Source organism: Vibrio sp. MMH1-50 (assembly GCF_022347645.1).
GTDB classification, from domain to species: Bacteria; Pseudomonadota; Gammaproteobacteria; order Enterobacterales; family Vibrionaceae; genus Vibrio; species Vibrio harveyi.
Window position 1 is genome coordinate 35299 of sequence record NZ_JAKRGG010000019.1, and the last position, 25072, is coordinate 60370.

The 25072-nt window shown below is 46.0% G+C and carries 17 protein-coding genes; 2 read left to right on the plus strand and 15 right to left on the minus strand.

All coding sequences use genetic code 11. The features are described from left to right. Window positions 1-22 precede the first annotated feature (22 nt). On the minus strand, window positions 23-775 hold the full coding sequence (gene rluA, locus MHO32_RS14935; RefSeq protein WP_239212758.1) for a bifunctional tRNA pseudouridine(32) synthase/23S rRNA pseudouridine(746) synthase RluA: 753 nt from the start codon (window positions 773-775) through the stop codon (window positions 23-25). Between the two features lie 238 nt (window positions 776-1013). Between rluA and MHO32_RS14940 the strand changes: the two genes are divergently transcribed. Continuing rightward, the gene (locus MHO32_RS14940) at window positions 1014-2279 is read left to right on the plus strand and encodes an NRAMP family divalent metal transporter (protein WP_105067007.1); all 1266 of its coding nucleotides are present in this window, start codon (window positions 1014-1016) and stop codon (window positions 2277-2279) included. A 99-nt stretch (window positions 2280-2378) separates the two neighbouring features. On the opposite strand, the gene rapA is transcribed toward MHO32_RS14940, so the two are convergent. Next, window positions 2379-5288 (minus strand): RNA polymerase-associated protein RapA, encoded by a 2910-nt coding sequence (gene rapA, locus MHO32_RS14945; protein WP_239212760.1) that lies wholly within the window; start codon window positions 5286-5288, stop codon window positions 2379-2381. Window positions 5289-5824: 536 nt separating this feature from the next. Between rapA and MHO32_RS14950 the strand changes: the two genes are divergently transcribed. Beyond that, window positions 5825-7201, plus strand: coding sequence for a PhoH family protein (locus MHO32_RS14950; protein WP_005444370.1), 1377 nt, complete (start codon window positions 5825-5827; stop codon window positions 7199-7201). 167 nt (window positions 7202-7368) lie between these two features. Here the strand turns inward: MHO32_RS14950 and tldD are convergent, their stop codons facing one another. From tldD to MHO32_RS15015, 13 genes are all read right to left on the minus strand, one after another. After that, window positions 7369-8814, minus strand: coding sequence for a metalloprotease TldD (gene tldD, locus MHO32_RS14955; protein WP_005444369.1), 1446 nt, complete (start codon window positions 8812-8814; stop codon window positions 7369-7371). Window positions 8815-8825: 11 nt separating this feature from the next. Continuing rightward, window positions 8826-9647 (minus strand): carbon-nitrogen hydrolase family protein, encoded by an 822-nt coding sequence (locus MHO32_RS14960; protein ID WP_239212762.1) that lies wholly within the window; start codon window positions 9645-9647, stop codon window positions 8826-8828. A 39-nt stretch (window positions 9648-9686) separates the two neighbouring features. Beyond that, window positions 9687-13565: a YhdP family protein gene (locus MHO32_RS14965; protein WP_239212772.1), complete on the minus strand. Its 3879-nt coding sequence runs from the start codon at window positions 13563-13565 to the stop codon at window positions 9687-9689. Between the two features lie 11 nt (window positions 13566-13576). Then, complete coding sequence (gene rng / locus MHO32_RS14970) at window positions 13577-15046, minus strand: ribonuclease G (protein WP_005444363.1); 1470 nt, start codon at window positions 15044-15046, stop codon at window positions 13577-13579. Window positions 15047-15064: 18 nt separating this feature from the next. Next, on the minus strand, window positions 15065-15634 hold the full coding sequence (locus MHO32_RS14975) for a Maf family protein (protein ID WP_239212774.1): 570 nt from the start codon (window positions 15632-15634) through the stop codon (window positions 15065-15067). Window positions 15635-15638: 4 nt separating this feature from the next. Next, window positions 15639-16127, minus strand: coding sequence for a rod shape-determining protein MreD (gene mreD / locus MHO32_RS14980; protein WP_005444359.1), 489 nt, complete (start codon window positions 16125-16127; stop codon window positions 15639-15641). Further along, complete coding sequence (mreC, locus tag MHO32_RS14985) at window positions 16117-17007, minus strand: rod shape-determining protein MreC (protein WP_005444357.1); 891 nt, start codon at window positions 17005-17007, stop codon at window positions 16117-16119. The genes mreD and mreC overlap by 11 nt, the downstream gene beginning before the upstream one ends. A 147-nt stretch (window positions 17008-17154) precedes the next feature. Further along, entirely contained in the window at window positions 17155-18198 is a 1044-nt protein-coding gene (locus tag MHO32_RS14990; RefSeq protein WP_005381144.1) for a rod shape-determining protein, read from the minus strand. Window positions 18199-18350: 152 nt separating this feature from the next. Beyond that, entirely contained in the window at window positions 18351-22790 is a 4440-nt protein-coding gene (locus MHO32_RS14995) for a DUF6701 domain-containing protein (protein ID WP_239212776.1), read from the minus strand. An 8-nt stretch (window positions 22791-22798) separates the two neighbouring features. After that, a complete protein-coding gene (locus MHO32_RS15000; protein ID WP_005533762.1) occupies window positions 22799-23242 on the minus strand; it encodes a hypothetical protein in 444 nt (147 codons plus the stop codon). Continuing rightward, window positions 23232-23945, minus strand: a complete 714-nt coding sequence (locus MHO32_RS15005; protein WP_009698816.1) for a PilW family protein — start codon at window positions 23943-23945, stop codon at window positions 23232-23234. The genes MHO32_RS15000 and MHO32_RS15005 overlap by 11 nt, the downstream gene beginning before the upstream one ends. Next, window positions 23945-24526, minus strand: a complete 582-nt coding sequence (locus tag MHO32_RS15010; protein WP_009698817.1) for a type II secretion system protein — start codon at window positions 24524-24526, stop codon at window positions 23945-23947. The genes MHO32_RS15005 and MHO32_RS15010 overlap by 1 nt, the downstream gene beginning before the upstream one ends. Beyond that, window positions 24523-25071 carry a type II secretion system protein gene (locus tag MHO32_RS15015; RefSeq protein ID WP_239212778.1) on the minus strand — a complete coding sequence of 183 codons (549 nt, stop codon included), beginning with the start codon at window positions 25069-25071 and terminating at the stop codon, window positions 24523-24525. The genes MHO32_RS15010 and MHO32_RS15015 overlap by 4 nt, the downstream gene beginning before the upstream one ends. Between the last annotated feature and the right edge of the window lies 1 nt (window position 25072).

Sequence of the window (25072 nt, forward strand, 5' to 3'; positions counted from 1 at the left end):
TGTTCACTGCCTAAAGGTGAATTTATGGACGTGGCAGTGTTTTGTAATCTGGTAATTTACGCGCTGGGTCGAAATAGTCAAAGATCATCGCTTCCGCTTCCGGGTAAAAATCACAAGGAACAAAAATGCTGCGCAGCCAATGGCATTTCGGATGGTAAAAGCTCAACTCAGCGGCGTGCAGTTCTAGGCGCTTGGAGAAAGCTTTTGCTTCTTCAGTTGCGTAAAATTCATCCCCCACAATCGGGTGACCTAATGCTTGCATGTGGACACGCAATTGGTGTGAGCGACCAGTGATCGGCAACAAACGTACAATCGTCGTCTTTGAACCATCAGGATGCTCTTCTCGCTTCGCTACTTGGAAAAGCGTCTTAGAAGGTTTGCCATCTTCAAAACACACTTTCTGCAACGGACGATTAGGCCAATCACAAATCAGCGGCAGGTCAATCTCACCCTCTTCTTGCTCTATATGCCCCCAAACGCGCGCGTAGTAAATCTTATGCGTCAATCGGTATTGAAACTGTTTCTTTAACGCGCTTTCTGCACGTTTGTTCTTCGCCAGTACCATCAAACCGGAAGTGCACATATCCAAGCGATGCACGACTTGAATATCTGGATACTGCTCAGTGAGTCGACTCCACATACTGTCATAGTGCTCAGCGAGACGCCCCGGCACAGAGAGCAAACCAGATGGCTTGTTTACCGCCAAAATTTGCTCATCTTCAAAAACGACATCAATCCAAGGGTCGGTTGGTGGATTGTACTCAAGCATTGCCATGGGCAGGATCTCTACAGAATAAAAACGCGCTGATTATACCCAAGAGCCCTCAAGATGCATGCACAAAACACGTTTAATTTTTTCACCAATAAGGGTCGATATAACTTTTTGAAATAACGAAAGTTAACAAGTCAAATTACCAATAAAAATAAAAACAAAACAAGTTGTAAAATTAAATTGACAACCATACTGGGCATGTTACTTATAGTTTATCGTTGATGAACAAGGACAATAACAAATGGAATCTGCAGTACCAGATCAACCCCAATCCAAAATCTCCCAATTTGTACGCTCGTTGGGTCCCGGCATTCTCATGGCTTCTGCCGCAGTAGGCGGCTCTCACCTCGTTGCTTCAACAAAAGCTGGTGCCATTTATGGCTGGCAACTCGCCGTGCTTATCCTGCTGGTAAACCTTTTTAAATACCCATTTTTCCGAGCAGGCGTGCAGTACACCATGGGTACAGGCAAAACCTTGGTTGAAGGCTACGCTAAGCTTGGTCGTCCATACTTGTGGTTGTTCTTGTTTCTCAGCTCCGTATCTGCGGTGATCAATACAGCAGCCCTTCTGATGTTCAGTGCGAGCTTGTTGGGTTACTTCATTCCATTTTCATTGTCGATGGCGTCACTCAGCATCATTGTATTGGTCACGTGCTTGGTGATCCTATTTGCTGGTCATTACAAAGCGCTGGATACGCTCTCAAAAGTCATCATGACAGTACTGACCATTGCGACATTACTAGCAGTAGCGATTGCGTTTGGTAATCCGGTAGAGCCTGTTGCGAACTTTGAATCTCCTTCTCCGTGGTCAATTGCAGCAATCGGCTTTATCGTCGTGACCATGGGCTGGATGCCTGCTCCAATCGAGATCTCTTGTTTAACGTCTGCGTGGCTAAAGCGCCAAACCAGCCAACAAGAAGTCACCGCCAAATCTGCGTTGTTTGATTTTAACGTCGGCTACATTGGTACAGCAGTATTGGCGTTGGTATTTGTATCCTTAGGTGCGTTGATGTTGCACGGCTCAGGCATCGAGCTTAAAAGCTCCGGTGTTGGCTTCTCCCACCAGCTTGTTGGCTTGTACGCTGCGACTATTGGTGAGTGGTCACGCTACCTAATTGCGGTGATTGCGTTCTTCTGCATCTTCGGCAGTACAATTACGGTAATTGATGGATACTCTCGTGTGATTTCAGACTCTCAACGTCTACTGCGCTCACAACCAGAGACTAACCCAAAAGCCACGTCAGCGATCATGCTAATGGTATCGGTCTTGGCATTAGGTATTGTGGTGTTCTGGGCGTCAGCACTGCTACCAATGCTGAACTTTGCCATGGTACTGGCGTTTATGACGACACCGTTCTTTGCGCTACTGAACTACATTTTAGTGAGCAAAACCGACTTACCTGAGCCATTAGCGCTGGGTCGTAAATTGAAGTGGTTGTCGATTGCTGGCTTGATTTACTTATTCGGCTTCTTAGCGCTGTTTATTTGGTGGAAGTGGCTAATGTAATTAGCTACGAGCGATTAACCGAACCGCTGAGATAAACCAAGCTCAGATAAAGAAAAAGGTCTTCAATTGAAGACCTTTTTTCGTGTGTTTGAACGCTGATTAGTTATGGCTGACCACAATCAGACGTAGCGAATCTAACTGAACCTGAGCTTGGTTGATGTAACCTGTTAGCTCTTTGATTTGTTCTTCAATCGATTCAATTTCTTCATCACGGATGTTCGGGTTAACCGCTTTCAGTGCTTGTAGACGCTCAAGCTCGGAATTCAAGCTTTGTTGCATGTCTTGATGCGCTTGCTTGCGAACTTCTTCCACTTTCTGCTCAACCAATGCGTCTCCCGCTTCGATTAGGCTGTGAATATCTTTCTGTACTGATGTCACTAGCTTGCTGCCTAGGTGACGGTTTACCGGGCTAAGCTGACGGTTGAAGCCTTCAAACTCAACCTGAGAAGACAGATCGTTACCACGAGCATCCATCATCATACGAATTGGCGTCTTCGGTAGGAAGCGAGTAATGCCGCTGCGTTTTGGTGCTTGTGCATCCACCGCGTAAACCAACTCAAGTAAGATAGTGCCCACTGGTAGCGCTTTGTTCTTCAGCAGAGAAACCGCAGAGGTACCCACACCTTCGCTCATCAGCAGATCAATACCACCTTGAATCATTGGGTGTTCCCAACTGATGAAGTGCATGTCTTCACGAGATAGCGCTGTATCACGGTCAAATGTGATAGTCGCACCTTCGTATGGCAAGCCTGGGTAGCTTGGCACCATCATGTGCTCAGATGGCGTTACCACAAGTGCGTTCTCGCCTTTGTCGTCTTGGTTCAAGCCAATGGTGTCGAACAGAGACAATGCGAACGTTACTAGGTTTGTATCACCATCTGTCGATGAGATTTTCTCAACAATCTGCTGCGCTTTCTCGCCGCCGTTTGAGTGCATCTCTAACAGACGGTCACGACCTTGCTCAAGTTGTGATTTCAGCTCTTTGTTCATTTTCGCTGATTCTTCAATCACTTCATCAAGGTTTGAAACATCACCAGACGCCAGCATTTCAATCAGCGCATCAGAGTACTTATCGTAAACCGCGCGACCTGTTGGACAGGTTTCAGCAAACGCATTTAGACCTTCATCGAACCAACGCGCAAGGATCGCTTGTGATGTGCCTTTTAGGTAAGGTACATGAATGTCGATATCACGCTTCTGACCGATACGGTCCAAACGACCAATACGTTGCTCTAGCAAATCTGGGTTGAACGGTAAATCGAACATCACAAGCTGGTTAGCAAACTGGAAGTTACGACCTTCTGAGCCGATTTCGCTACAGATGAGAACCTGCGCGCCACCCTCTTCTTGCGCAAAGTAAGCAGCCGCTTTGTCACGCTCAAGAATCGACATACCTTCGTGGAATACGGTTGCACGAATACCTTCACGCTCACGCAGTGCCTGCTCAAGTTGCAGCGCTGTACTTGCACGAGAAGCGATAACCAGCACTTTGTCGCTGCGCTTCTCTTTTACTTTCTCGAGCAGCCAGTTCACACGTGAGTCAAATTGCCACCAGCTTGAATCTTCACCTTCAAATTCTTGGAAGATTTCTTCTGGATAAAGGTTCTTCACCGCGCGCGCTTCCGGTGTCATCTTGCCGCCGATCATGCCTGATACACGCATTGACGTGGTGTACTGCTGTGGAATGTCCATTGGCATTAGATGCACGTTACGCTTCGGGAAGCCTTTGATCGCTGCACGCGTGTTACGGAACAGAACGCGACCTGTACCGTGACGGTCCATCAGGTTGTCGATCAGCTCTTGGCGCGCTGACGCTTTCGCTTCTTCATCACTGTCGCTTTCGATAATGCGGAATAGCGGCTCAACGTCTTGTTCAGAAAGCAGTTCTGTAATTTGGTTTTTCGCTTCGTCAGGCAGTTTCTCACCAGAGAACAGCGAAGTAATAGCATCCGCAACAGGTGCGTATTGCTCTTCTTCCTCAACGAATGCGTCGTAATCGTAGAATCGATCTGGGTCTAGCAGACGTAGACGAGCGAAGTGACTCTCACGACCTAGCTGCTCTGGTGTTGCGGTAAGCAGTAACACACCCGCAGTGCGTTCTGCTAAACCCTCTACCACTTGGTATTCGCGGCTTGGTTTGTCTTGGCTCCACTCTAGGTGGTGCGCTTCATCGACAACCAATAGATCCCACTCACCTTCTAGCGCTTGCTCAAAACGCTTGCGGCTCTTACGTAGGAAATCCAGTGAACACAGCACATATTGCTGCGTATCAAATGGGTTTTCCGCTTCTGCGAACGCTTCAATACAACGCTCTTCATCGAAGATAGAGAAGTGCAGGTTGAAACGACGCATCATCTCAACGAGCCACTGGTGTTGCAGTGTCTCTGGCACCACGATAAGGATACGTTCAGCACGACCGGACAGCACTTGCTGGTGGATGATCATGCCCGCTTCGATGGTTTTACCCAGACCAACTTCATCCGCTAACAATACGCGAGGCGCGTGACGACGACCCACTTCATGTGCGATGTAAAGCTGATGAGGGATCAAGCCTGCACGCATGCCACACAGACCACGCATTGGGCTCTTGTGTTGCTCAAATTGGTTTTGTAGCGCACGGTAGCGAAGTACGAAGTTGTCCATGCGGTCGATTTGACCTGCGTACAACTTGTCTTGCGGTTTGTTAAAACGAATGTGGTTGCTTAGGAAGATTTCACGCAACACGATCGCCGTTTCTTGCGTGTCTTCACGAGTACCGAAATAGGTGTATAGACCTTCATCTTCCAGTACTTCTTCAACTTTTAATGACCAACCTTCTTGGCAATCGATGACATCACCGACGTTGAACGTTACTCGGGTAACTGGTGCATCGTTACGTGCGTAAACTCGGTTTTCCTCTGATGCTGCAAACATCAATGTCACAGTACGAGCATCCATTGCTACTACGGTACCTAAACCTAAATCGCTTTCCGTATCGCTAATCCAGCGCTGCCCCAAAGCAAATGTCATGAATTGACTACCTCGTTGTTGTTTCTTGTTGGTCTCTACCCATCCCGATGGGCATGGATAATAGTTTAGATCTGATTCTGGCTTCTGCTATGCCAATCGTGCTTGTCATGCCACTTTGTGCTGTGCATTTTTAAGCCAGCTGAACATGATAAATCGGGCGTAGCCTATACGCAGAAAAAGGTCGCTAATCTTACTTGAAGCTGTGATTTAGGTCACGCCGAAACCGCCCAGAGGGGCAACTTTTTTTCCTGAATTAGGAATGCAATCAAATTGTAAAAAACTCATGACAATTATTAAGTTGTAAGAAGTAAATTTTACGTATACTTCTAGTGAGGGGCGCTTAGAGTCATCAAGCATGATTTGAGCGCATTAAGTACACGATTAGGATCAACACGGGTTTGCAGTAAGTTGTCTTGCTACTCGGTTGCGCACTAACCGACATTGCCCGACAACCTCTATTGCAAGCAATCAGAGTTAGGAAGACTGTTCCTTCTTAGCTACTAGCCAGCAAAGCCGCGCTGCGGCAAGGAGACGCTATGGGCGATACCGATCGGAAACTGTTTGTACTCGATACCAACATTCTTCTTCATGAACCCTTCGCCATCTTCTCTTTCCAAGAACACGATGTCGTCATCCCAATGACCGTGTTGGAAGAACTCGACCGAATCAAAGACAGTAAACGTGATGTAGCAAGGGATGCACGCGTTGCGATTCGCGCTTTGGAAGATCTGTTTAAAGACGCAACACCCGATGAAATCTCAGAAGGTATTCCAGTTTCTAAAGACAACCCAAGCCAAGGCACCATCTCTATTTTGGCGGACTTCGAATTGCAGGAAACCGTCAAAGCCTTCGCCGACAAAGCCGGTGACAACCGCATACTCAATGCGGTGCTTTATCTGCAAAACAAACGCGCACCACGTGAAGTCGTGCTCGTAACCAAAGACATCAACATGCGTTTGCGAGCCAAAGGCGCTGGCGTACGTTTCGTTGAAGACTATCGTACGGATCAACTGATTGATGATATCCAATATCTCACCAAAGGCTTCCAACAACGTGAAGGTGATTTTTGGAGTGATGTGGATGAAGTTGAGAGTTACGCGCTGGGTGGAAAAACGTTCCATAAACTCAATCGCGAACCGTTCGAGCCGACCTTTATCAACCAATACGTGATTGATGAAGAGAGTGATTTTGTAGGTCGAGTAGAAACCATTAATGAGGATAAGGTTACGCTGCTCGACCTGAGTCGTGAGCGCATGATGCATCGTCGCGCTTGGGACATTACACCGAAAAATATCTATCAAGGCATGGCGATGGATGCCTTGCTTGATCCTGATATTGATTTGGTGATTCTGACCGGCGCTGCCGGTAGTGGTAAAACGCTCCTTGCAATGGCAGCGGCACTAGAGCAAACCATTGAAAAAGGCATGTTTGATAAGATTATCGTAACGCGGAACACGCCAGATATTGGTGAGTCGATTGGTTTCTTACCGGGCTCGGAAGAAGAGAAAATGATGCCGTGGTTAGCCGCAGTGACCGATACCTTGGAAGCGCTGCACAAGAACGACCATTGCACCGAAGGTTCGATGAAGTACATCTGCGATAAAGCCAACATTCAGTTTAAATCGATTAACTTTATGCGTGGTCGCTCTATCCAGAATGCGTTTGTATTGCTCGATGAGTGTCAGAACTTAACCGCTTCACAAATCAAAACCATCATCACCCGTTGTGGTGAAGGCACTAAGATTGTGTGCTCGGGTAACTTGGCACAGATTGACTCCCACTACCTAACCCCAGTGACGTCTGGTTTGACGTATATGGTAGAACGCTTCAAGAACTTTGAAGGCAGCGCCAATATTCACCTCAATGGTGTGGTGCGCAGTCGCTTGGCAGAGTTTGCGGAAGAGAATCTGTAGCGAATCATCTCCCCCTAAAACAAAAGAGCGCTCAATGGGCGCTCTTTTATTCTTTAATAGCTTAACGTTTGATGCTCTAGGCTAAAAGTCGAGATTCCCTATCATCGCTCCTTCGTCGCGGTAAGGAATGACGATCTTTAACGTCATAGCTAATTGGTAGTTAATGCTTACTCAGTACCACCCACGGTGATTGAATCGAGCTTCAATGTTGGTTGACCAACGCCAACTGGTACGCTTTGACCCGCCTTACCACATACGCCAACGCCTCTGTCGATGCTTAGGTCGTTACCCACCATAGAAACTTGTTGCATTGCTTCGATGCCTGAGCCTATCAACGTTGCGCCTTTCACTGGGCGAGTGATTTTGCCATCTTCAATCAAGTACGCTTCCGATGCAGAGAACACGAACTTACCAGAAGTGATGTCCACCTGACCGCCCCCGAAGTTTGGTGCGTACAGACCTTTCTTCACTGTAGAGATGATCTCTTCTGGCGTGTGCTCACCCGGCAGCATGTAAGTGTTGGTCATACGTGGCATTGGTAGATGCGCGTAAGACTCACGACGGCCGTTACCTGTAGGATTCACACCCATTAGGCGTGCGTTCAACTTATCTTGCATGTAGCCCTTAAGCACACCATTTTCGATAAGTGTGTTGTATTGACCGTTCACACCTTCATCATCCACGTTCAATGAACCGCGCAGATCTTTTAGCGTGCCATCATCCACGATCGTACAAAGCGGAGATGTCACTTGCTCACCCATCTTGCCCGAGAACACTGACGACTCTTTGCGGTTGAAATCACCTTCTAAACCGTGACCTACCGCTTCGTGCAGCAATACGCCCGGCCAGCCAGAACCAAGTACCACAGGCATCATGCCTGCAGGTGCTGCTTCTGCTTCTAAGTTCACTAGCGCCATACGAATCGCTTCATCTGCGAATTGGAAGGCTTGTTTCACGCCGTTCGTTTCAGATAGGAAGAAGTCGTAACCGAAACGACCACCACCACCAGCGCTACCGCGTTCACGGCGATCGCCTTTTTCAGCAAGAACACTGATTGATAGACGAACAAGCGGGCGAATATCGCCAGCGTAAGTACCGTCGGTTGCTGCAACTAGCATTTGCTCGTGCACACCGCTGATGCTTATCGACACTTCTTTGATGAGTGGCTCTTTGGTACGAATGTACGCATCCAGAGACAATAACAGTTCAGTTTTTTGTTGCTTTTCCCAGCTTGCTAGTGGGTTTACCGCATCGTAGTAAGCTTGGTTATCAGAACGCTTGAATGCGTGCACTTTGCCGTTTTGACCTTGCTGCGCAATACCACGCGCTGCAATCGCACTTTGCTTCAAACCTTCTAGTTGAATTTGGTCTGAGTAGGCGAAACCGGTTTTCTCGCCTGTGACTGCTCGTACTCCGACACCACAGTCAATATTGAAAGAGCCATCTTTAATGATGCTGTCTTCTAGAACCAGAGACTCATGCCAGCTGGACTGAAAGTAAATGTCCGCATAATCGATCTGGCGCGTCGCAATGCTCGCTAGTGTGTCAGCGATGTCTTGCTCTGTCAGACCGTTTGGGGCAAGGAGTGCCTGTTCTATTTGGTTTATGCTCATAGTTAGCTCTTTTATTTCCGTTTCAATTCATTTTGAAAGCGACTGTGTTGAGTCAGCGGCATATTCTGCCTTACTTGCTGGTTGTGTGACAAATCTATCTCTGCCACCAGCAGTCCTACTTGGTCATTCAATTGTTGGTGAACGCGCCCCCAAGGGTCAATCACCATGGAGTGCCCCCAGGTTTGACGACCACAAGGATGCGTCCCCGTTTGCCCGCAGGCAAGAATCCAGCACTGGGTTTCAATCGCACGCGCTCTTAGCAGTACTTCCCAATGCGCCTCTCCCGTGACGGCGGTAAACGCAGCGGGCACAACGATAACTTGTGCTCCTGCTAAGCGTAGTGCTTTAAACAGTTCAGGAAAGCGTACGTCGTAGCAAATACTTAAGCCTACCGTACCAATATTGGTCTCTGCCGTCACGATGCGATTACCTGCACTAAAGGTATCCGACTCACGATAGCTGCCATACCCATCGGCTACATCCACGTCAAACATGTGCAGCTTATCGTAATAAGCAATACGCTCGCCTTGCGGTGAGAAAACCAATGTCGTGGTAGTCACGCCTTGTTCAGTGCGAATCGGCATGCTTCCGACTATTAGCGTTAATTGATTGCGTTGTGCGATCTCAGATAAACACTGCTGAATAGGACCGTTACCCAAAGTTTCTGCGTTCTGGTGATACGCCTCTCGATTGGCAAACTGCGTAGCGTTTTCTGGTGTCACAACCAGCTTCACACTTTGCTCAGCAGCCAATGCGCATTGCTTGGCAATGAGGTCCAGATTCTCCTCGATATCTGGACCTGATGTCATTTGGATGATGCCAACACGTTCCATGTATTCAATTCCTTGTTCGTCGGAAGACTAACCGCGCAATTACTTCGCTTGCTCACGCAGTTTTTCTGGCAACTTGTATTCACCTTTGCTTCGTGAAATCTCTTTTACAGTAGGTGAATCCAGAGGACCTTTCACTTCGTAGTTTACTTGCGTGAAGACTTCCACTACTGGAGAAATAACCGTCGAAATCGCCAGTACGTACAACGCCGTTTGAGGCGCTACAGCAAAGGCAGTCAGCATAGGCAAACCTGAAGTAATGTCCGGAGTAAAGTTCACTTCCGCATCCACCAAGCGGGTGTTCATATCGGCGATGCCACGAATCTTCATTTCACCGGCCAGTGCATCCATCACAATATCGTTGGTGATAAATACACCATCTTGGATTTGGCCTGTACCCGTAATTGAGTTGAATGCCATCCCTTTGTCGAACACGTCAGTAAAGTCGAGCTGCATCTTACGAATGATCGAATCAAGACTAAACAGACCGAGCAATCGCGCCGCGCCACTCACTTCGGTGATCACGCCTTTACCAAATTCGGTAGAGACGTCACCTTGCAAACTTTGAGTCTTCATCGACCACGGCGCGCCATCCCAGTCTAGGTTGGCATTGATTTCAAACGGCGCTTGTTGGATGCCAGAGGTTATCCCAAAGCGCTCCATCAAATCACTGTTGTTATCACCCTTAACTTTCATGGATAGGTTTGAATGACTTCGCTCTTTGGTTAGCTCCCACCAACCGCTCATATCAATACGGTTTTGACCACTACTGAAAGTTACGTTCTTCCATTCAAGTCGATTATTGCCACGCTCGACATCCACGTTTACCTTGCCGACCTTGTAACCTTGCAACCAGAAATCATCAATGTTCAAAGTTAAGTTTGGCATTTCTGCATGGAACTTGCGGTCAAAGTTTGAGATTAGTGGTGCGCTCTGATCTTCACTAGCGAACAGAGAACTGCGCTCTTTCGTCATCTCATCAAAACCTGGAATATACAGGTGTAAATGCTCCAATGAGACGGACAAATCATACGGTTTGAGGTAATTGGCTTTACCTTTCACTTCTTGACTATCAACATCGAGCTGCCAGCTTAGATTCTTCTTACGTGCATTCAAATCCACATCGTGAAACTCGATACCACCAAGCTCCAAATTCTTCACATCCATGCTAATACGCGTTGGAAGTGGAACAGTCGGTGTTTTCATGCTCGACAAAACAGACTGTGTGGTACTTTGTGGAACGTGCATTAAATCCGCCCACTTATCGAGGCTCAAATCATCCAAACGAATTGAGGCGTCGTGTCCTACCACAGGGCTGATTTTGAAACCGCCGTTCCCCACAACGAGATTTGTTGCGGTCAATACTGGGACATCGCCTGAAATGTCGATTTCCGTTTGGTACTTCGCATTTGGGATCTGCAAACGAGCCGAAACACTTTCTTGGTTTCCAGAAGCTTGGAGCTTCGCTTGCCCTTTTTCGCCCCGTTTTTTCCCAAGCGGGTACGGATATTCACTTGCTAACTGACTTAGCTGAGCAAGCACATCCACTTGATAGGTAAAACCCACATCGTTGAGTTGTAGATCGATGTCCATTTGCCATGGTGCATGACCTGAAACAAGGCTTAACCAACGCTCGCCAAGGTAAGGTTTGAGTGGGTCTACCTCCCAATCACCAAGGGTATTGATGGTCACATTGTAGCCTTGCTCGGCGTTCTCACCACGAAAGTCCAGTGAGATTGGCTGCATCAATAATTCAGCAGATAGACCAGAAGTAGTCACTACATCGTTATCGAACTTGATACGGCCAGTCGCGTTCTCTAACGTCATCGGCGGCGCATCAATATCTACGCGGTTGTTCTTAAGATCCGCATAACCCCATGCGCGAGCATCTTTCTCGGTATCAAATGGGATATTGAGTTGGAATTCTGAATAAACAGGACCACTAACTTGCAGTGCGGTCAACGCAGCCCCCACAGAGTCAACCAGTGGCGTTGCCATCATGTAGTCACGAACTTCATTACCCGGTGCGCTTGCTTTCGCTTCGATCTCGATATGGCCACCTTCTGCAAGCTCGGGAATACGACCTGTGATTCGCTTCGCTTTCACGCCATTTAACGTGGCAGACTTCGAATCCAAGTACATGGCATCGTTTTCAAACAACAAATCGAGTTGTAAATCTGTAATGGTTGGCCAAGCAGTATCAAAGCTGAACTTCGCATTCTTCAATCCAACCCATGCTTGGAACATGCCGTTATGCTCTTTATACGGGAAGTCACCTAGCTCGCCATACCAAAGCAGCTTCGCAGTATTGACCTTACCACCCTGAATCGCAGTAGATAGGTAGTCTGTCAAATCTTGCCCAAGTGCTAGAGTTGGAAGGTAACGCCACGTTTCACCAGCGTTGTAGAGATCAGCTTCTGCATAAAACGACAGAAATGGGCTTTGCTCTTTCGGGAAATCGAGACGGAACGCACCCAGCACTTGCAGATCGGGTGTCGCCGCAGTCACTTTATCAGACCACAAACGCCAACCATCTTCATCTTGCTGCCAAACGATGTCGACTTCACCCTGTTTGATGTTTAAAGGCGCTTGGAATACGTCCCCATATGGGAAGACATCATCGATAACCGTCACTTTCGCTTTTGCTTGTTCTAGGTTACCCGAGACTTTGCCTTGCACATGACTAAAGCCAGGCAGCAGCTCCCACTGCGTTAAACCCAATTCATCCAGTTCGGCTGAGTAACGTAGCGTGTCTAAACCACCATTCATCGACAGGCGAATGTCTTCCACTCGTCCTTTCGGCGCTAGTTTATCTAGCAAATCCGTAGTGGATTCTGATTTAGGTGCTAGCTTAACGAGCGGGGTTAACGCTTCAATGTCTAATTGGGATAAGTTGAGTAGCCAGCCATCTGGTTGCCAATCAAAGGCAACATCCAGCTCAGGCCATGGTCGGTCATCGGTGCGAATTTGCAGTGAGTGACCATTTACTTTCCAGCCTTCTTTATCTGGTGAAAGCTTGAAAATACCAGACTCCAGCAGCAGTTCATGACGCCCTTTCTCATTCCACACTAACTCAGAGGGTTGCAGATCGACATAAGCGTAACTTGGTTGGCTGTGTTGCAACGTCAACCAAGTGTTGAGACTCACTTTGCCTGACTCAACGCCAGACTCATCTTGCATGTAAGTGGTTAGCCAAGGCGTCACAGACACATCTTTTGCACTTACGTAAAATTCACCTGAGATATCACGCAGCGAACCATAATCTTTGAAGTTAGCACGCACTAACAATGAGTTGAGACTTGCGTCCGCAATGCTCACTGTGCCTTCCGCTAAGTGATGCTTACCTTGGTTGCTCCAACGTAATTGCTCGATGTCCAAGCGGCGTGTTTCACCAGACACTGACTTGTACCAAATACGTGAGTCGGTAATCGTGAAATCTTCAAACTGACGCAGTAACAAGGAGTCCAACTGATCAATCAGCTTTGATTCACTTTGGCTGACATTCGCTGCTGGGTCGTTATTTTCTGATTTAGACAACAAATCAACGGTACGAATGTCTAATGCCAAGTCATCAATGGTGAGATCTGCGACCACAGGCTTAAACTTTAGGAGAGATTGAATCAAGTCGAATTCAATATGAATTTCATCCACGGCAAAGCGCGCGTCTTGGTTATTCGGCAGATTCGCTTCTAAGCCTTGCAGTGCGATAGAGGGATGGCTATTACGCCAAGAGCCAGCAACGCTGGCAATAGAAAAGTCAAAACCTGTGCCTTGCTTGACCCAGGTTTTGATCTCATCTTGGAAGTGGTTAAGTTGTGGCAATGCTACGCGTAGTGTGGTTACTAAGATGGCTAAAAGCACCAATAACGTCACTAAAGTCCACGCGCAGAAACGCCCGAAACGGTTAAAACCAGAATTCACAAATTTTCCAATTACATCATGACGACGTCAAACTGCTCCTGAATGTACAGGGGCTCAGCTTGAATACGAACTTGCTTACCAATAAATACTTCGAGTTCAGCCAGTGCGTGAGATTCATCACCCAATAGTGTTTCCGCTACGTATGGTGACGCGTATACGACAAAGTTGTCTGCATCATAAGCACGGTTCACTCGGGTAATTTCACGTAGGATCTCGTAACACACGGTCTCTACTGTCTTCACGCTACCGCGACCTTCACAAGTAGGACAGCTAGAACATAAGATATGTTCAATACTTTCGCGCGTACGCTTACGAGTCATCTCAACTAAGCCTAGCTGAGTAAAGCCATTAATGTTGGTCTTCACTCGATCTTTTGAGAGCGCAGTTTCCAACGAAGTTAGTACACGCTTACGATGTTCTTCTGACGCCATATCGATAAAGTCGATAATGATAATGCCGCCTAAGTTGCGTAGACGCAGCTGACGAGCGATCGCTTGAGTCGCTTCAACATTAGTGTTGAAGATGGTTTCTTCAAGATTACGACGACCGACAAACGCGCCAGTATTGATGTCGACCGTTGTCATTGCTTCAGTTTGATCAATGATTAGGTAGCCACCTGACTTAAGCTCAACTTTACGTTCCAGAGAGCGTTGGATTTCGTTCTCTGTGTCGTACATATCGAAGATTGGCTTATCGCCTTCGTACAACTCAAGCTTATCAGTCAGCTCAGGAACATACTCAGACGTAAACTCTTTAAGGTTCTCGTATTCAAGACGAGAGTCAACCATAACCTTGTCTAGCTCAGTGCCAACAAAATCACGCAGGATGCGTTGTGCCAAGCCTAACTCACCGTACAAGGTCGAACGGGTTTTGTACTTCGAGCGACGCTCCATGACTTTCTGCCATAAGCGCTTCAAAAATGCCGCATCTTGAGAGAGCTCTTTTTCGTCTGCACCTTCTGCCGCAGTACGAATAATAAAACCGCCGTGCTCGTCGCAATAGTGGTTAACCACTTTCTTTAGACGCTCACGTTCACTTTCACTTTCGATACGCTGAGAAACGCCAACATGGCTAGCCCCAGGCATAAAGACAAGATAACGTGATGGGAGGGTAATATCAGTCGTCAGGCGAGCGCCCTTGGTACCTAGTGGGTCTTTAACCACCTGCACAACAATATCCTGACCTTGGCGAACCAACTCAGAAATATCACGAACTTGAAATTGTTGCTTTTCGTTTTCCGCCACACACTCAGTATGCGGAACAATATCTGACGCGTGCAAGAATGCCGCTTTATCTAAACCAATATCGACAAACGCCGCTTGCATGCCCGGCAATACTCGGCTCACTTTGCCTTTATAAATATTGCCAACAATGCCACGGCGCGATTCTCGTTCTATATGAACTTCTTGTAGTACTCCACCTTCAATCATGGCCACACGAGTTTCACTCGGGGTCACGTTAAGCAGCAATTCTGCACTCATGTGCACACCTCAAAACAATTATAAAAATTCTTGAATTAGCTGATCGGTTTCGAACAAAGGTAAGCCTACTACGGCGTGATAACTGCCTTCGATTCGGGTGACGAAACGCCCACCGAGTCCTTGAATACCATAACTTCCAGCTTTATCGCATGGTTCGCCTGACTGCCAGTATCGTTCTATTTCTTCTTCAATCAGAGTTTTGAACCACACGTCAGTGATAACGACCACTGAGTGTTGTTTTTCTTTTGATACGACGCTCACCGCAGTCATCACTTGATGCTGCCGACCCGATAAATCGCTGAGCATGCGTTTTGAATCTTCGAAATTTTTTGGTTTTTCTAATACGTGGTTATCGCACACCACCACGGTATCGGAGCCCAATACAACGGAATCAGGCTTAGCCATCGCTAAGCCTGCTTGAGCTTTTTCCAGAGAGAGACGCAAAACATAGTCTTTTGCTTGCTCGTGATCTTGTTTGGCTTCCTCTATATCAGGAAGCACAATATCAAAATCATAGCCTAGTTGAGCAAGCAACTCTTTTCTTCTCGGAGAACCCGATGCGAGAACGAGGGATAAGCCCTTTTTCACAACGCTACCTTACGTGCCATGCGCGACGGACGCGTCGCATTAATAAAAACATCCATGGCCAAAGTATACAGTTTATTGCCGCTGTCCACAGAGATAATGGATTAAATACTACGTCCTGGTTCAAATATTCCCCACAGAATATAAGAAGTTCCAGTAGCACGGTAAAAAAGGCAATCAAAATCGATTGTTGCCACAATGCCATGTTACGAATCACCAAGAAGTTCAACGCAACCAAGTAGATAACGATCGACATCATCATCCCTCGGATCCCGAGCGTCGAGCCAATCAAAATATCCCAAAGCAAACCTAAAACCAGAGCGGTACCAACGTTGACACGATGCGGCAGTGCCAGCACCCAATAACAGGTAACGAGGAACAGCCATGATGGACGTAGTAAATCCAAAACGCCTGGCCATGGAATAGTTTGCAGGACTAGCGCGACGAAGAAGCTGACGCCGATGACCATTCGGCTTCTAAATACACTATTGGCCATCGGTTACCTCTTGTTCTGAACCTTCTTCTACATTGGACTGCAGTACTTTGTGTTGACGGTCTTCATTCGGCCAAATCAATAGCAAGTAGCGCAGGCGATCAAACTCAACCACAGGTTCCGCTTTGATTGATGCGAATTCTTGGCGAGTATCGTGATCCACATTCGTAACAGTTGCGACTGGGTAGCCTTCTGGATAAATACCCCCAAGACCCGATGTCACCAGCAAATCGCCAACTTGGATATCGGTACTGGTTGGGATGTGCTCTAGTTGGATTTCATCCACTTCACCATTACCGGAAGCGATAACACGAATATCGTTACGAATCACTTGGACTGGAATTGCGTTTTTCGCATCTGTTAACAACAAGACACGTGCGTTGTGCGCGGCCACAAACGTTACCTGACCAACGATACCTTTCTCGTTGATAACAGGTTGACCAACGTAAACGCCATCAATACGACCTTTATCGATCACCACTTGGTGGCGGTACGGTGACGTGTCCACAGCCATCACTTCTGTGACGACTTTCTTCTCGTCACGGACGAATGAAGAGCCGAGCAGTTTACGCAGGCGTTGGTTTTCTTCTTTATATTGGTCGAGCAAGATCAGCTCGCTCTTCAGGCGAAGCACTTCGCGCTTCAAATTGCGATTGCCTTCAATCAGTGCCTGACGAGTATTTAAACTCTCGAACATTCCATCGAACATGCTACGAGGCAAATTAGCTGCGTATTGGATTGGCGCAACCATACTGTTCAATAGGTATCGGACGTTGGAAAACGTATCTAGACGGTTATCAGCCAGCATCAAGCTCGCCGACACGATGACAGCAAAAAACAGACGCAATTGCAGAGATGGACCTCTGCCAAAAATCGGTTTCATCTTGTTTTTAACCTGATTGCTACCATGATTATTGAGCCTTACTTGGCAACCTGAGAATCTGACATGAAGAGATTCTAGGTATGGAGCAGATTGAAATTACAGAGAGCGGAAATGAAGGTGAAGCCCATATGGACTCCACCCTGCACTTTATTCTTCAGAGAATAGATCGCCACCGTGCATGTCGATCATTTCTAGTGCTTTACCGCCGCCACGAGCCACACAGGTTAGTGGATCTTCAGCGATAACCACTGGAATACCAGTTTCTTCCATTAGTAGACGGTCAAGGTCTTTCAGTAGTGCACCACCACCTGTTAACACCATACCGTTTTCAGAGATATCAGACGCAAGCTCTGGTGGACACTGTTCTAGTGCAACCATCACTGCCGATACGATGCCTGACAGTGGCTCTTGTAATGCTTCTAGGATTTCGTTTGAGTTCAGGCTAAAGCTGCGTGGCACACCTTCTGCAAGGTTACGACCGCGAACTTCGATCTCTTGAACTTCATCACCAGGGTAAGCAGAACCGATTTCGTGTTTGATCTTTTCAGCCGTTGCTTCACCGATCAAGCTGCCGTAGTTACGACGTACGTAGTTGATCACTGCTTCATCAAAGCGGTCACCACCGATACGTACAGAAGAAGAGTAAACCACACCGTTTAGTGAGATAACCGCAACTTCAGTTGTACCACCACCGATATCAACCACCATTGAACCTGTTGGCTCAGAGACACGCAGACCTGCACCGATTGCTGCCGCCATTGGCTCATCAATTAGGTAAACTTCGCGCGCACCGGCACCTAGTGCAGATTCACGAATCGCACGACGCTCAACTTGAGTAGAACCACAAGGAACACAAACCAGTACACGTGGGCTTGGTTTAAGGATGCTGTTGTCATGCACTTGCTTAATGAAGTGCTGAAGCATTTTTTCTGTTACGTAGAAGTCAGCGATAACGCCATCTTTCATTGGACGGATAGCTGAGATGTTACCTGGCGTACGACCAAGCATCTGTTTTGCCGCATGGCCTACAGCAGCAACGCTTTTTGCAGAACCTACACGATCTTGACGAATAGCAACTACAGAAGGTTCATCAAGGACAATACCCTGTCCCTTTACGTAAATTAGAGTGTTGGCAGTACCTAAATCGATAGATAGGTCGTTTGAAAACATGCCACGAAGTTTTTTAAACATATTCTTCGCTCATCCTGCAAAAATTTAGAAGACAAAAATTGTCCTAAATGTACCAATGCCTCGCTGTCACAGCAAGGCATTGGTACACAAACATGAGCAGAAAGCCTCAATTTCTTGCAGTTTCCTTACTTAACGCAAGAAACCGAAGTTTGTTATTGTCCGGTTAAGCCCGGTTCACCACGATAAATCACTCGGTCATTACCTCGATGAATACCAAACGTGACTACCGATGATGGGTTTTCTTCGGAGCCATCTTTATCCCAGTCGTATTTGAGCCAAGGGAGCGAATTGCCACCACCTTCAAGATTAAGCCATACGCGAGTTTGCTGGCGATACGGCTCTGCTTCTTTTGCTGTTACAGAACGAGAGTGACCAGAAGCGACCTCTCCACCAGCCCCTAACGTGACATCCTTAGGTTTCGCATTATTACCTTTTGGCCAAATATGCTCTTGTTTAGCCTTCACACCAGTAACATCGGTTTGGCTGTCATTTGGGTTAGCAATAAAACGGCTACCATTCCAGTATTCAACTCGTAATGGCACTCTCAACGTCGAGCCTTGGTTGCCACCGACATCATCTAGGTCTACACGGCCAAAGCGGATGTCAGGTTGGGTAGGCAATAACCCCTCGCTTCCATCGATAGATACTGGATCCTTATTATCATCCGCAGATTTGATTGATATCGCCGTATCTTTCGCGTTCTCGTTAAAGTTGAGCGGACCATCTGGGTAACTTGAGCCAGAACCTTTTAATAGCTCTAACCCATCCGTCGTTGAACCAGTAAACTTACCTAGACTTCTTGAAGTGACATAAGCAGCACCATTATTCACCCAAGTCCCCGTATAGGTTTTGTTCAAAATAAAACGAGGCTGATAAGAGCTAGTATCTTTCAAACCAAACTTTGCTTGTAAGCCACTAGAGAAGAAGGCGTAGTTTGTTAAAGCGCCTTTATCCGCATTTAATGCCTCAACATAAAACTCCTCGACGCCAAAGCTTTGTCCCATATAAGCAAAGTTTTCTTTATGTGGGTAAGCCCATTGATTTCCTTTCGCTTCATCAACTCGGAAATACTTAGGGTAGAAACGACCAATATTTTCTTCTGCTGGCGTAATGGTGAAAGCTTTACTACCGAGATACGTTTCAGGTGGTGTAATCGTAAAGTCAAAAGCACCAACTTCGGACACAGTTTGCGTCACTGACCCCGTACCATTAGTTAGATTGATATGATCGTATGTGGTCGTCCCTAAAGTACCAGGAATCGCACTATCAAACTGCGGGTAAGATACTTTATGACTAATCGTTAAACCTGATTGTTGATAGTTTTGTGCTGGCTTCTTGTCATCACCAAATTGATAAGCCGTCACTTTCATTGTGAACTCTTCTCCAGCAGCAACAAGTTTCTGGCTACAAGAGCCTGAACCGCACAGACCACCATCAACCGTCAATTTGAGATATGCTGGAAAACTCACAAAGCTATTCTGTCCTAACGAATCCTTTTCATCTTTTATTTTCGCCTTCAGCGCGACTTTGCCTGCCTCTGGATACTTTAAGTTGAAGTAAGCTTTACCTTGCTTATTAAAGTAGACATCAGCAACCTCAACAGTATTTGTCCCAACGGTAACCTCGTTACTGAAAGAACCATCTCTCTTTTTGAAAGAGACATAAGCGGGGACTGATACTGCATTGCTTGTCGGTTCGATTCTTTCAATGGATAACTGAACATCTCGATTTTCGCCGTCACCGCCCTGTTGGCTTGGTGAACTACAAAACTCCAAATAAGGCGAACTTTGATTGCTATATTGTGCCTGTCCTTTGGTATTGAAGAATGGCTTACCAGCGACCTTATCTGGAACCGTTACACCCAACGCCGCAGAGTTAAATACGATATTACAGTTTTGCTCAGATAGCGGACCACCAGCGATACGACACTTCGCTCCGTCAAAACCAAACTGTGGAACCGAGCTACTTGCAATTCCAAGTTTTGCTGAACCTGATTGGAACGCTTGTAGCTTCAACGAAACAGAGTCAGAGAACGTAACATGATCTCCCCCTTCCCATGCGACAAGAGAATCCGATTGTGGCAATAAGGACACCGTCACAGGATCAACCGTTGCTCCTGGGTTCGAGCTCAATACTGAAGATGGGTACGTTTTTGAACAAGAAGCATCCATACATGCTCGTAGTGTTACCTCGGACGCCTGACAAATACTGCCAGTACCAGCGTAATCAAATTCGAAGTGGTGAATGCCTTCCGTTATTTTCTGGTATTTATCGGCACAAACTTGGAAGTTATCCATTTCATGTACGTTGGTAATGTCACCAGTCGAGGCGGTAATCGACACGCGGAAATTTTCTGGAGGCGTGGTTTGCCCAAAACCTCTCATAACATCAAATTTGGAGATCAATGTTGTCCAAGAGTTCGCACTACCGATCTTACGCTGAATCGTAATGTAGACTTTACCTTGTTGTTTAGAATCGATGATAACTTTGTATCTATGATTAGGATCGCGGCGTCTATCTAAGTCACCAACATTGTGGTTACCTTTGATATAGCGATAACCTCCCATCCATTGCCCAGACCCGTTCTTAATCCCAGAACCACGAATTGCGACTGTATTTGGCTTAAACCCTGGTCGGTAATGACTATCCTCAAAGCTACCTTCTCTTGAGTAGTTGCCGTATTCATCGATACCAAACCCAAGCCAACCGCCAGCAAAGCCTTGTATGTTAGGTTTCACACCATAGCCAAGTGGACCACCAAATGCCCCAGTTTGTGGCGGCACATTAGCATCAGATAAAACCAATGCCACACCATCAGCCCCAGATCCGGAGTGCGCATAGTGGTCAAACTCCACTTCAAGATAGTTATCTTTCGAAGGGAATAGATAGTTGTATGCCGATGCTGTTGCTTGATTTCTTTGAGACGAGTTTAAAACGAATCGTCCACCAGATGGTGTAGGTTTGATGCTTTGCCCAAAGCCAATAACAGACCAGTTGCTAATATCATTAGCATTAAAGTCTTCCATTGGAAGTAAGTTACATTGTGTTGGTTCAGGGTCAGGGGGGGTAGTACCACAAAACTCATAGAAGTCATCGTAACCGGATCCTGAACTTACATTAACTGGACATTCGCCTTTTGATTGGGAGCTGTTACAACTTGGGTCATTTAACCCACAAAACGCAACCAAATTTCCGTTGTAATAATATGAAGAGTTCAACTGCCCACACAACGTAGAGTTGTTAGAAATACTGACATACTTGTTATTGGGAAAACCTACTGCTTTCATGTCAGCAAGAATTTTCGCTCCAGAAAGAGCCATCCCTTTATTTTTGGTACTTACAGTGCCAAATACAGAGGCATTTGTGACATGCAGATACTTTTTAGTTGATACATCATCACCAACAAATGAGTTGTTAATATTTGCACCATCACCAGAGCTTGACGCTTCTCCACAAATATAGGAGTTATTAATTACGTGAAGGTACTCTTTAACATTAACATCACCTTTAACTTTAGAGTGCTCAATTCGCCCACCTTCATTTGCACTAGAAACAGTGCCTGACACTTGTGAAAATTGCACATCGACGTATCCCTTAGCAGCAATATCTCCGCCAATTTGGCTGCTATTAATTGCCATGCTCTGATTGCGCCCTTGAGTATTATCAATATCGCCAGACACACTAGAGTCAGATACACGAATAAAACCTTTGGCGGTGATATCACCAGAAACAGACGAGTTATTTAATACTTCAACCGCAGGGTTACCACTGCTACGAGAGGTAACATCTCCATTCACATTCGTATTATTGAGTTGCACATAGTCTTCAGAAAATATGTATTGATTGATTCTGTAGTTAGTCACTTTTATGGATTCTTGAGCACTAACATACCCAGAAATGAGATGCGTGCTGTTTGATACAGCCTGAATACCACCGTGGGAAGAGGAAATGTGTCCGCCCACATCACCATTCGTTGTTTTTATCTGATCTCTCGCCTCGATATACGAGCCTACATCAACATTATTCAGTGTCACCCCACCGGCATAGCTATCAACATAGCCACCAACATCACTGTTGGTACCATTAATGTGTTTTTGAGCTATGACACTTTCTCCAACATTGACATTATCAAATACAACATCATTGTTAGAGCTCCTTATAAACCTAGATACAGTAGCGTCTGTCAAATTGATGTAACCACCATTATCGATACTACCGTAAATATATAAGTTACGAGCGCTAAAAGAATTTCGGTCTAGGTTAAGGGAAATATTCCGATTACTACTACCAATCGTATTATTACCACCGAAAGAAGAATATTGACGTAATACTAATTGCGAGGTATTTCCCCCAGTAACAATATTATCACCGTAATAGAGATTTACACTACTAGGACACACGTAAATAGAAAGACCATTGGAATAATAACCATCTGTTGGGCATGGACTATAAACAGGTACCCATTGACGTTGCCACCTCCCTTTTTCCCTTACCCAATAATCGGTAGGGGTTAGATCATACGTTACAGCAGCAAGCACTTGAGCACATAACAAAGAGTAGGCTATAGCACCAAATATTATTCTCTTTTTCATTATTTTATTTACTCCCTAACCCAAATCTCTTGTTGGCGCTGTACTTGTGCAACCCCGGAACCACAAATTGCTGTGGCTTGCACTCTGAAAAGAGATTCAGCTTCAGAGGTACCTGCGTTAAAGGTACCGATATTTGAACATGTCATAGTATTGATTCGGCAACCCGAGCCTTGTGTAATCTGTGTAGGAGGAGATGTATTACCGTTTTCAATCTTAGAGCAAACATCAGCGATGACGGAGCCATCTGTGTTTAATGGATAAAGCTGAGTTAGTGCCCACTCATTGGCAGATTGAGCAATAAACCAAGCTTTGGTGCCCAAGAATTCTTTCGTTAATGTACTTTGGTTTGACCAACTTACTCTCATCAAAGAAGCAGCTAAGTACCCCATCACTATGATGACAAACAACACGACGATCAGAACACTACCTTGTTGGACATTTCTACGGAACATTGAGCACCTGCACGTCTTGTTGGTAAACACTACGCTCCCCGTTTTGAGTGAACTCTAAATTGATGTGTACAAGACCACCACGCTGCAGCGTTGGCTCTAGATAGTGCATATCACTTACAGAAGTATCGACACTATCCGCGACTGTAATTCCATTGCGCGTTATTTGATTATTTTCGAAGCAGTAACGTACTTCAGACTTATCTTGATAGACGTAATGACGGCTCGAAATAGAAGAGCCCCCAATCGTACTGGCAGCCCCACTAATAACAAAGACATCACCAGTTTTGGCTAGACCACCAACATTTAAACTTTGTGAAGAAGAAGGTTGCAGATCTTCATAACGACTCGGATTAATAACCATCCAAGCGTTAGCGGGCATTGGGTTTAACGTGGCGTCATTGCCCAATAAGAACTCCAAGTCGTTATTTGTCAGTGTGTAGAACCCTGAATACTCAATAGGTACAAACTCTAAACACTTCGTCGTGTCATCAGGCTCATGAAAACTATTCGGTACCGCATGGCGAATTTCTCGAGACATTTTCTCCAACACAAACTGGGCTTGAGTTTGCATACGTTGTCGGTCAATTGTATCCGCGTAACCTTTCATACCAAGCTGAACATAACCCGCAATACCCAGCATGATAAAACTCCCGATCACAATGGTGACGATCATTTCCATTAAGGTAAAACCACGAGCTTTCATCAGTAGTTTCCTCTTATGGCAGTGAGTGTTAATGGCTGAGTGTTGCTTGCAAAAATAGTAATGGTGATTTTTTTATAGTTAGTGATGCCTGTCGTTTTTGCCGTAGATAAGTTGTCGTACGCAACTCCGACCTCAACACGGAAATTGCGATATTTATCTTCACCGCTCTTCCCTAACACATCAGCAATACTCCCACGCTTCGCTCCTTGGCACTGACCTACCGTTGTAGACGTACTCCAACACCCGATATAGTCATCTACATCATTAAAATCATTAGGCGTTGCCTCCAAAGAACCGTCGAGTTTTCTATCAGCACCTAATTTACTCACCTCAGTGCAATTCACACCGTTCTCACCACATCGAACAGTACCACCATCGAAGTCACTGTTTTCATCAAAGCCGCGCGCCAATATTTGCGACATAAATCCCTGCCCTAAGGCTGCTGCACGCATTTGATAATGAGGCATTGCTGAATCACGAATTTGAGGAACTAAAAAAGACGTAAACGCTACCATCGCAATCCCCATAAGAACGATGGCAATGATCATCTCAATAAGCGTCATACCAATGTGCTTTCTCATGAGCATGCTCCCTCCGAAACATAACCCTGAGGGTTGATCAATACTCGGCACTGGCTTTGACTGTTTTTATCTTGAATAAGAATAGAAATACCAGCAGAGGAAACATTGAGAGGATTACCCAATAGATCAAATTCAATGGGACTAGAGGCACCATTAATAATAGAAAACTGTGCTGAGTTATCGACAACAACATCGCTTCGAGCATCTCGTTCCTTACTAACCAGATTGCACGCTGCACTAGATCCTATACAAGTACTCGTAATCGATAGACAAAAGTTAGTATAGCTAGAGTCCTCTCCAGCTTTGTAGCTACTGGGTAGACATCTTTCAGGATAAGACTTGTTTGGGATATTGATATTCGACTGCATGCGATTCACTTGAACTTGGCGAATCACAGAAATGGCTTGTTCTTGAAGTGCAAATGCAGACACACTGCCTTTGCCCATAAAACGGCTGGCAGCAAACAGGGAGAGAATAGATAAGAGAACGATCACTAAGATCAATTCCATCAAGGTAAACCCTAATGTAGAGCTGCGAATTTTCATA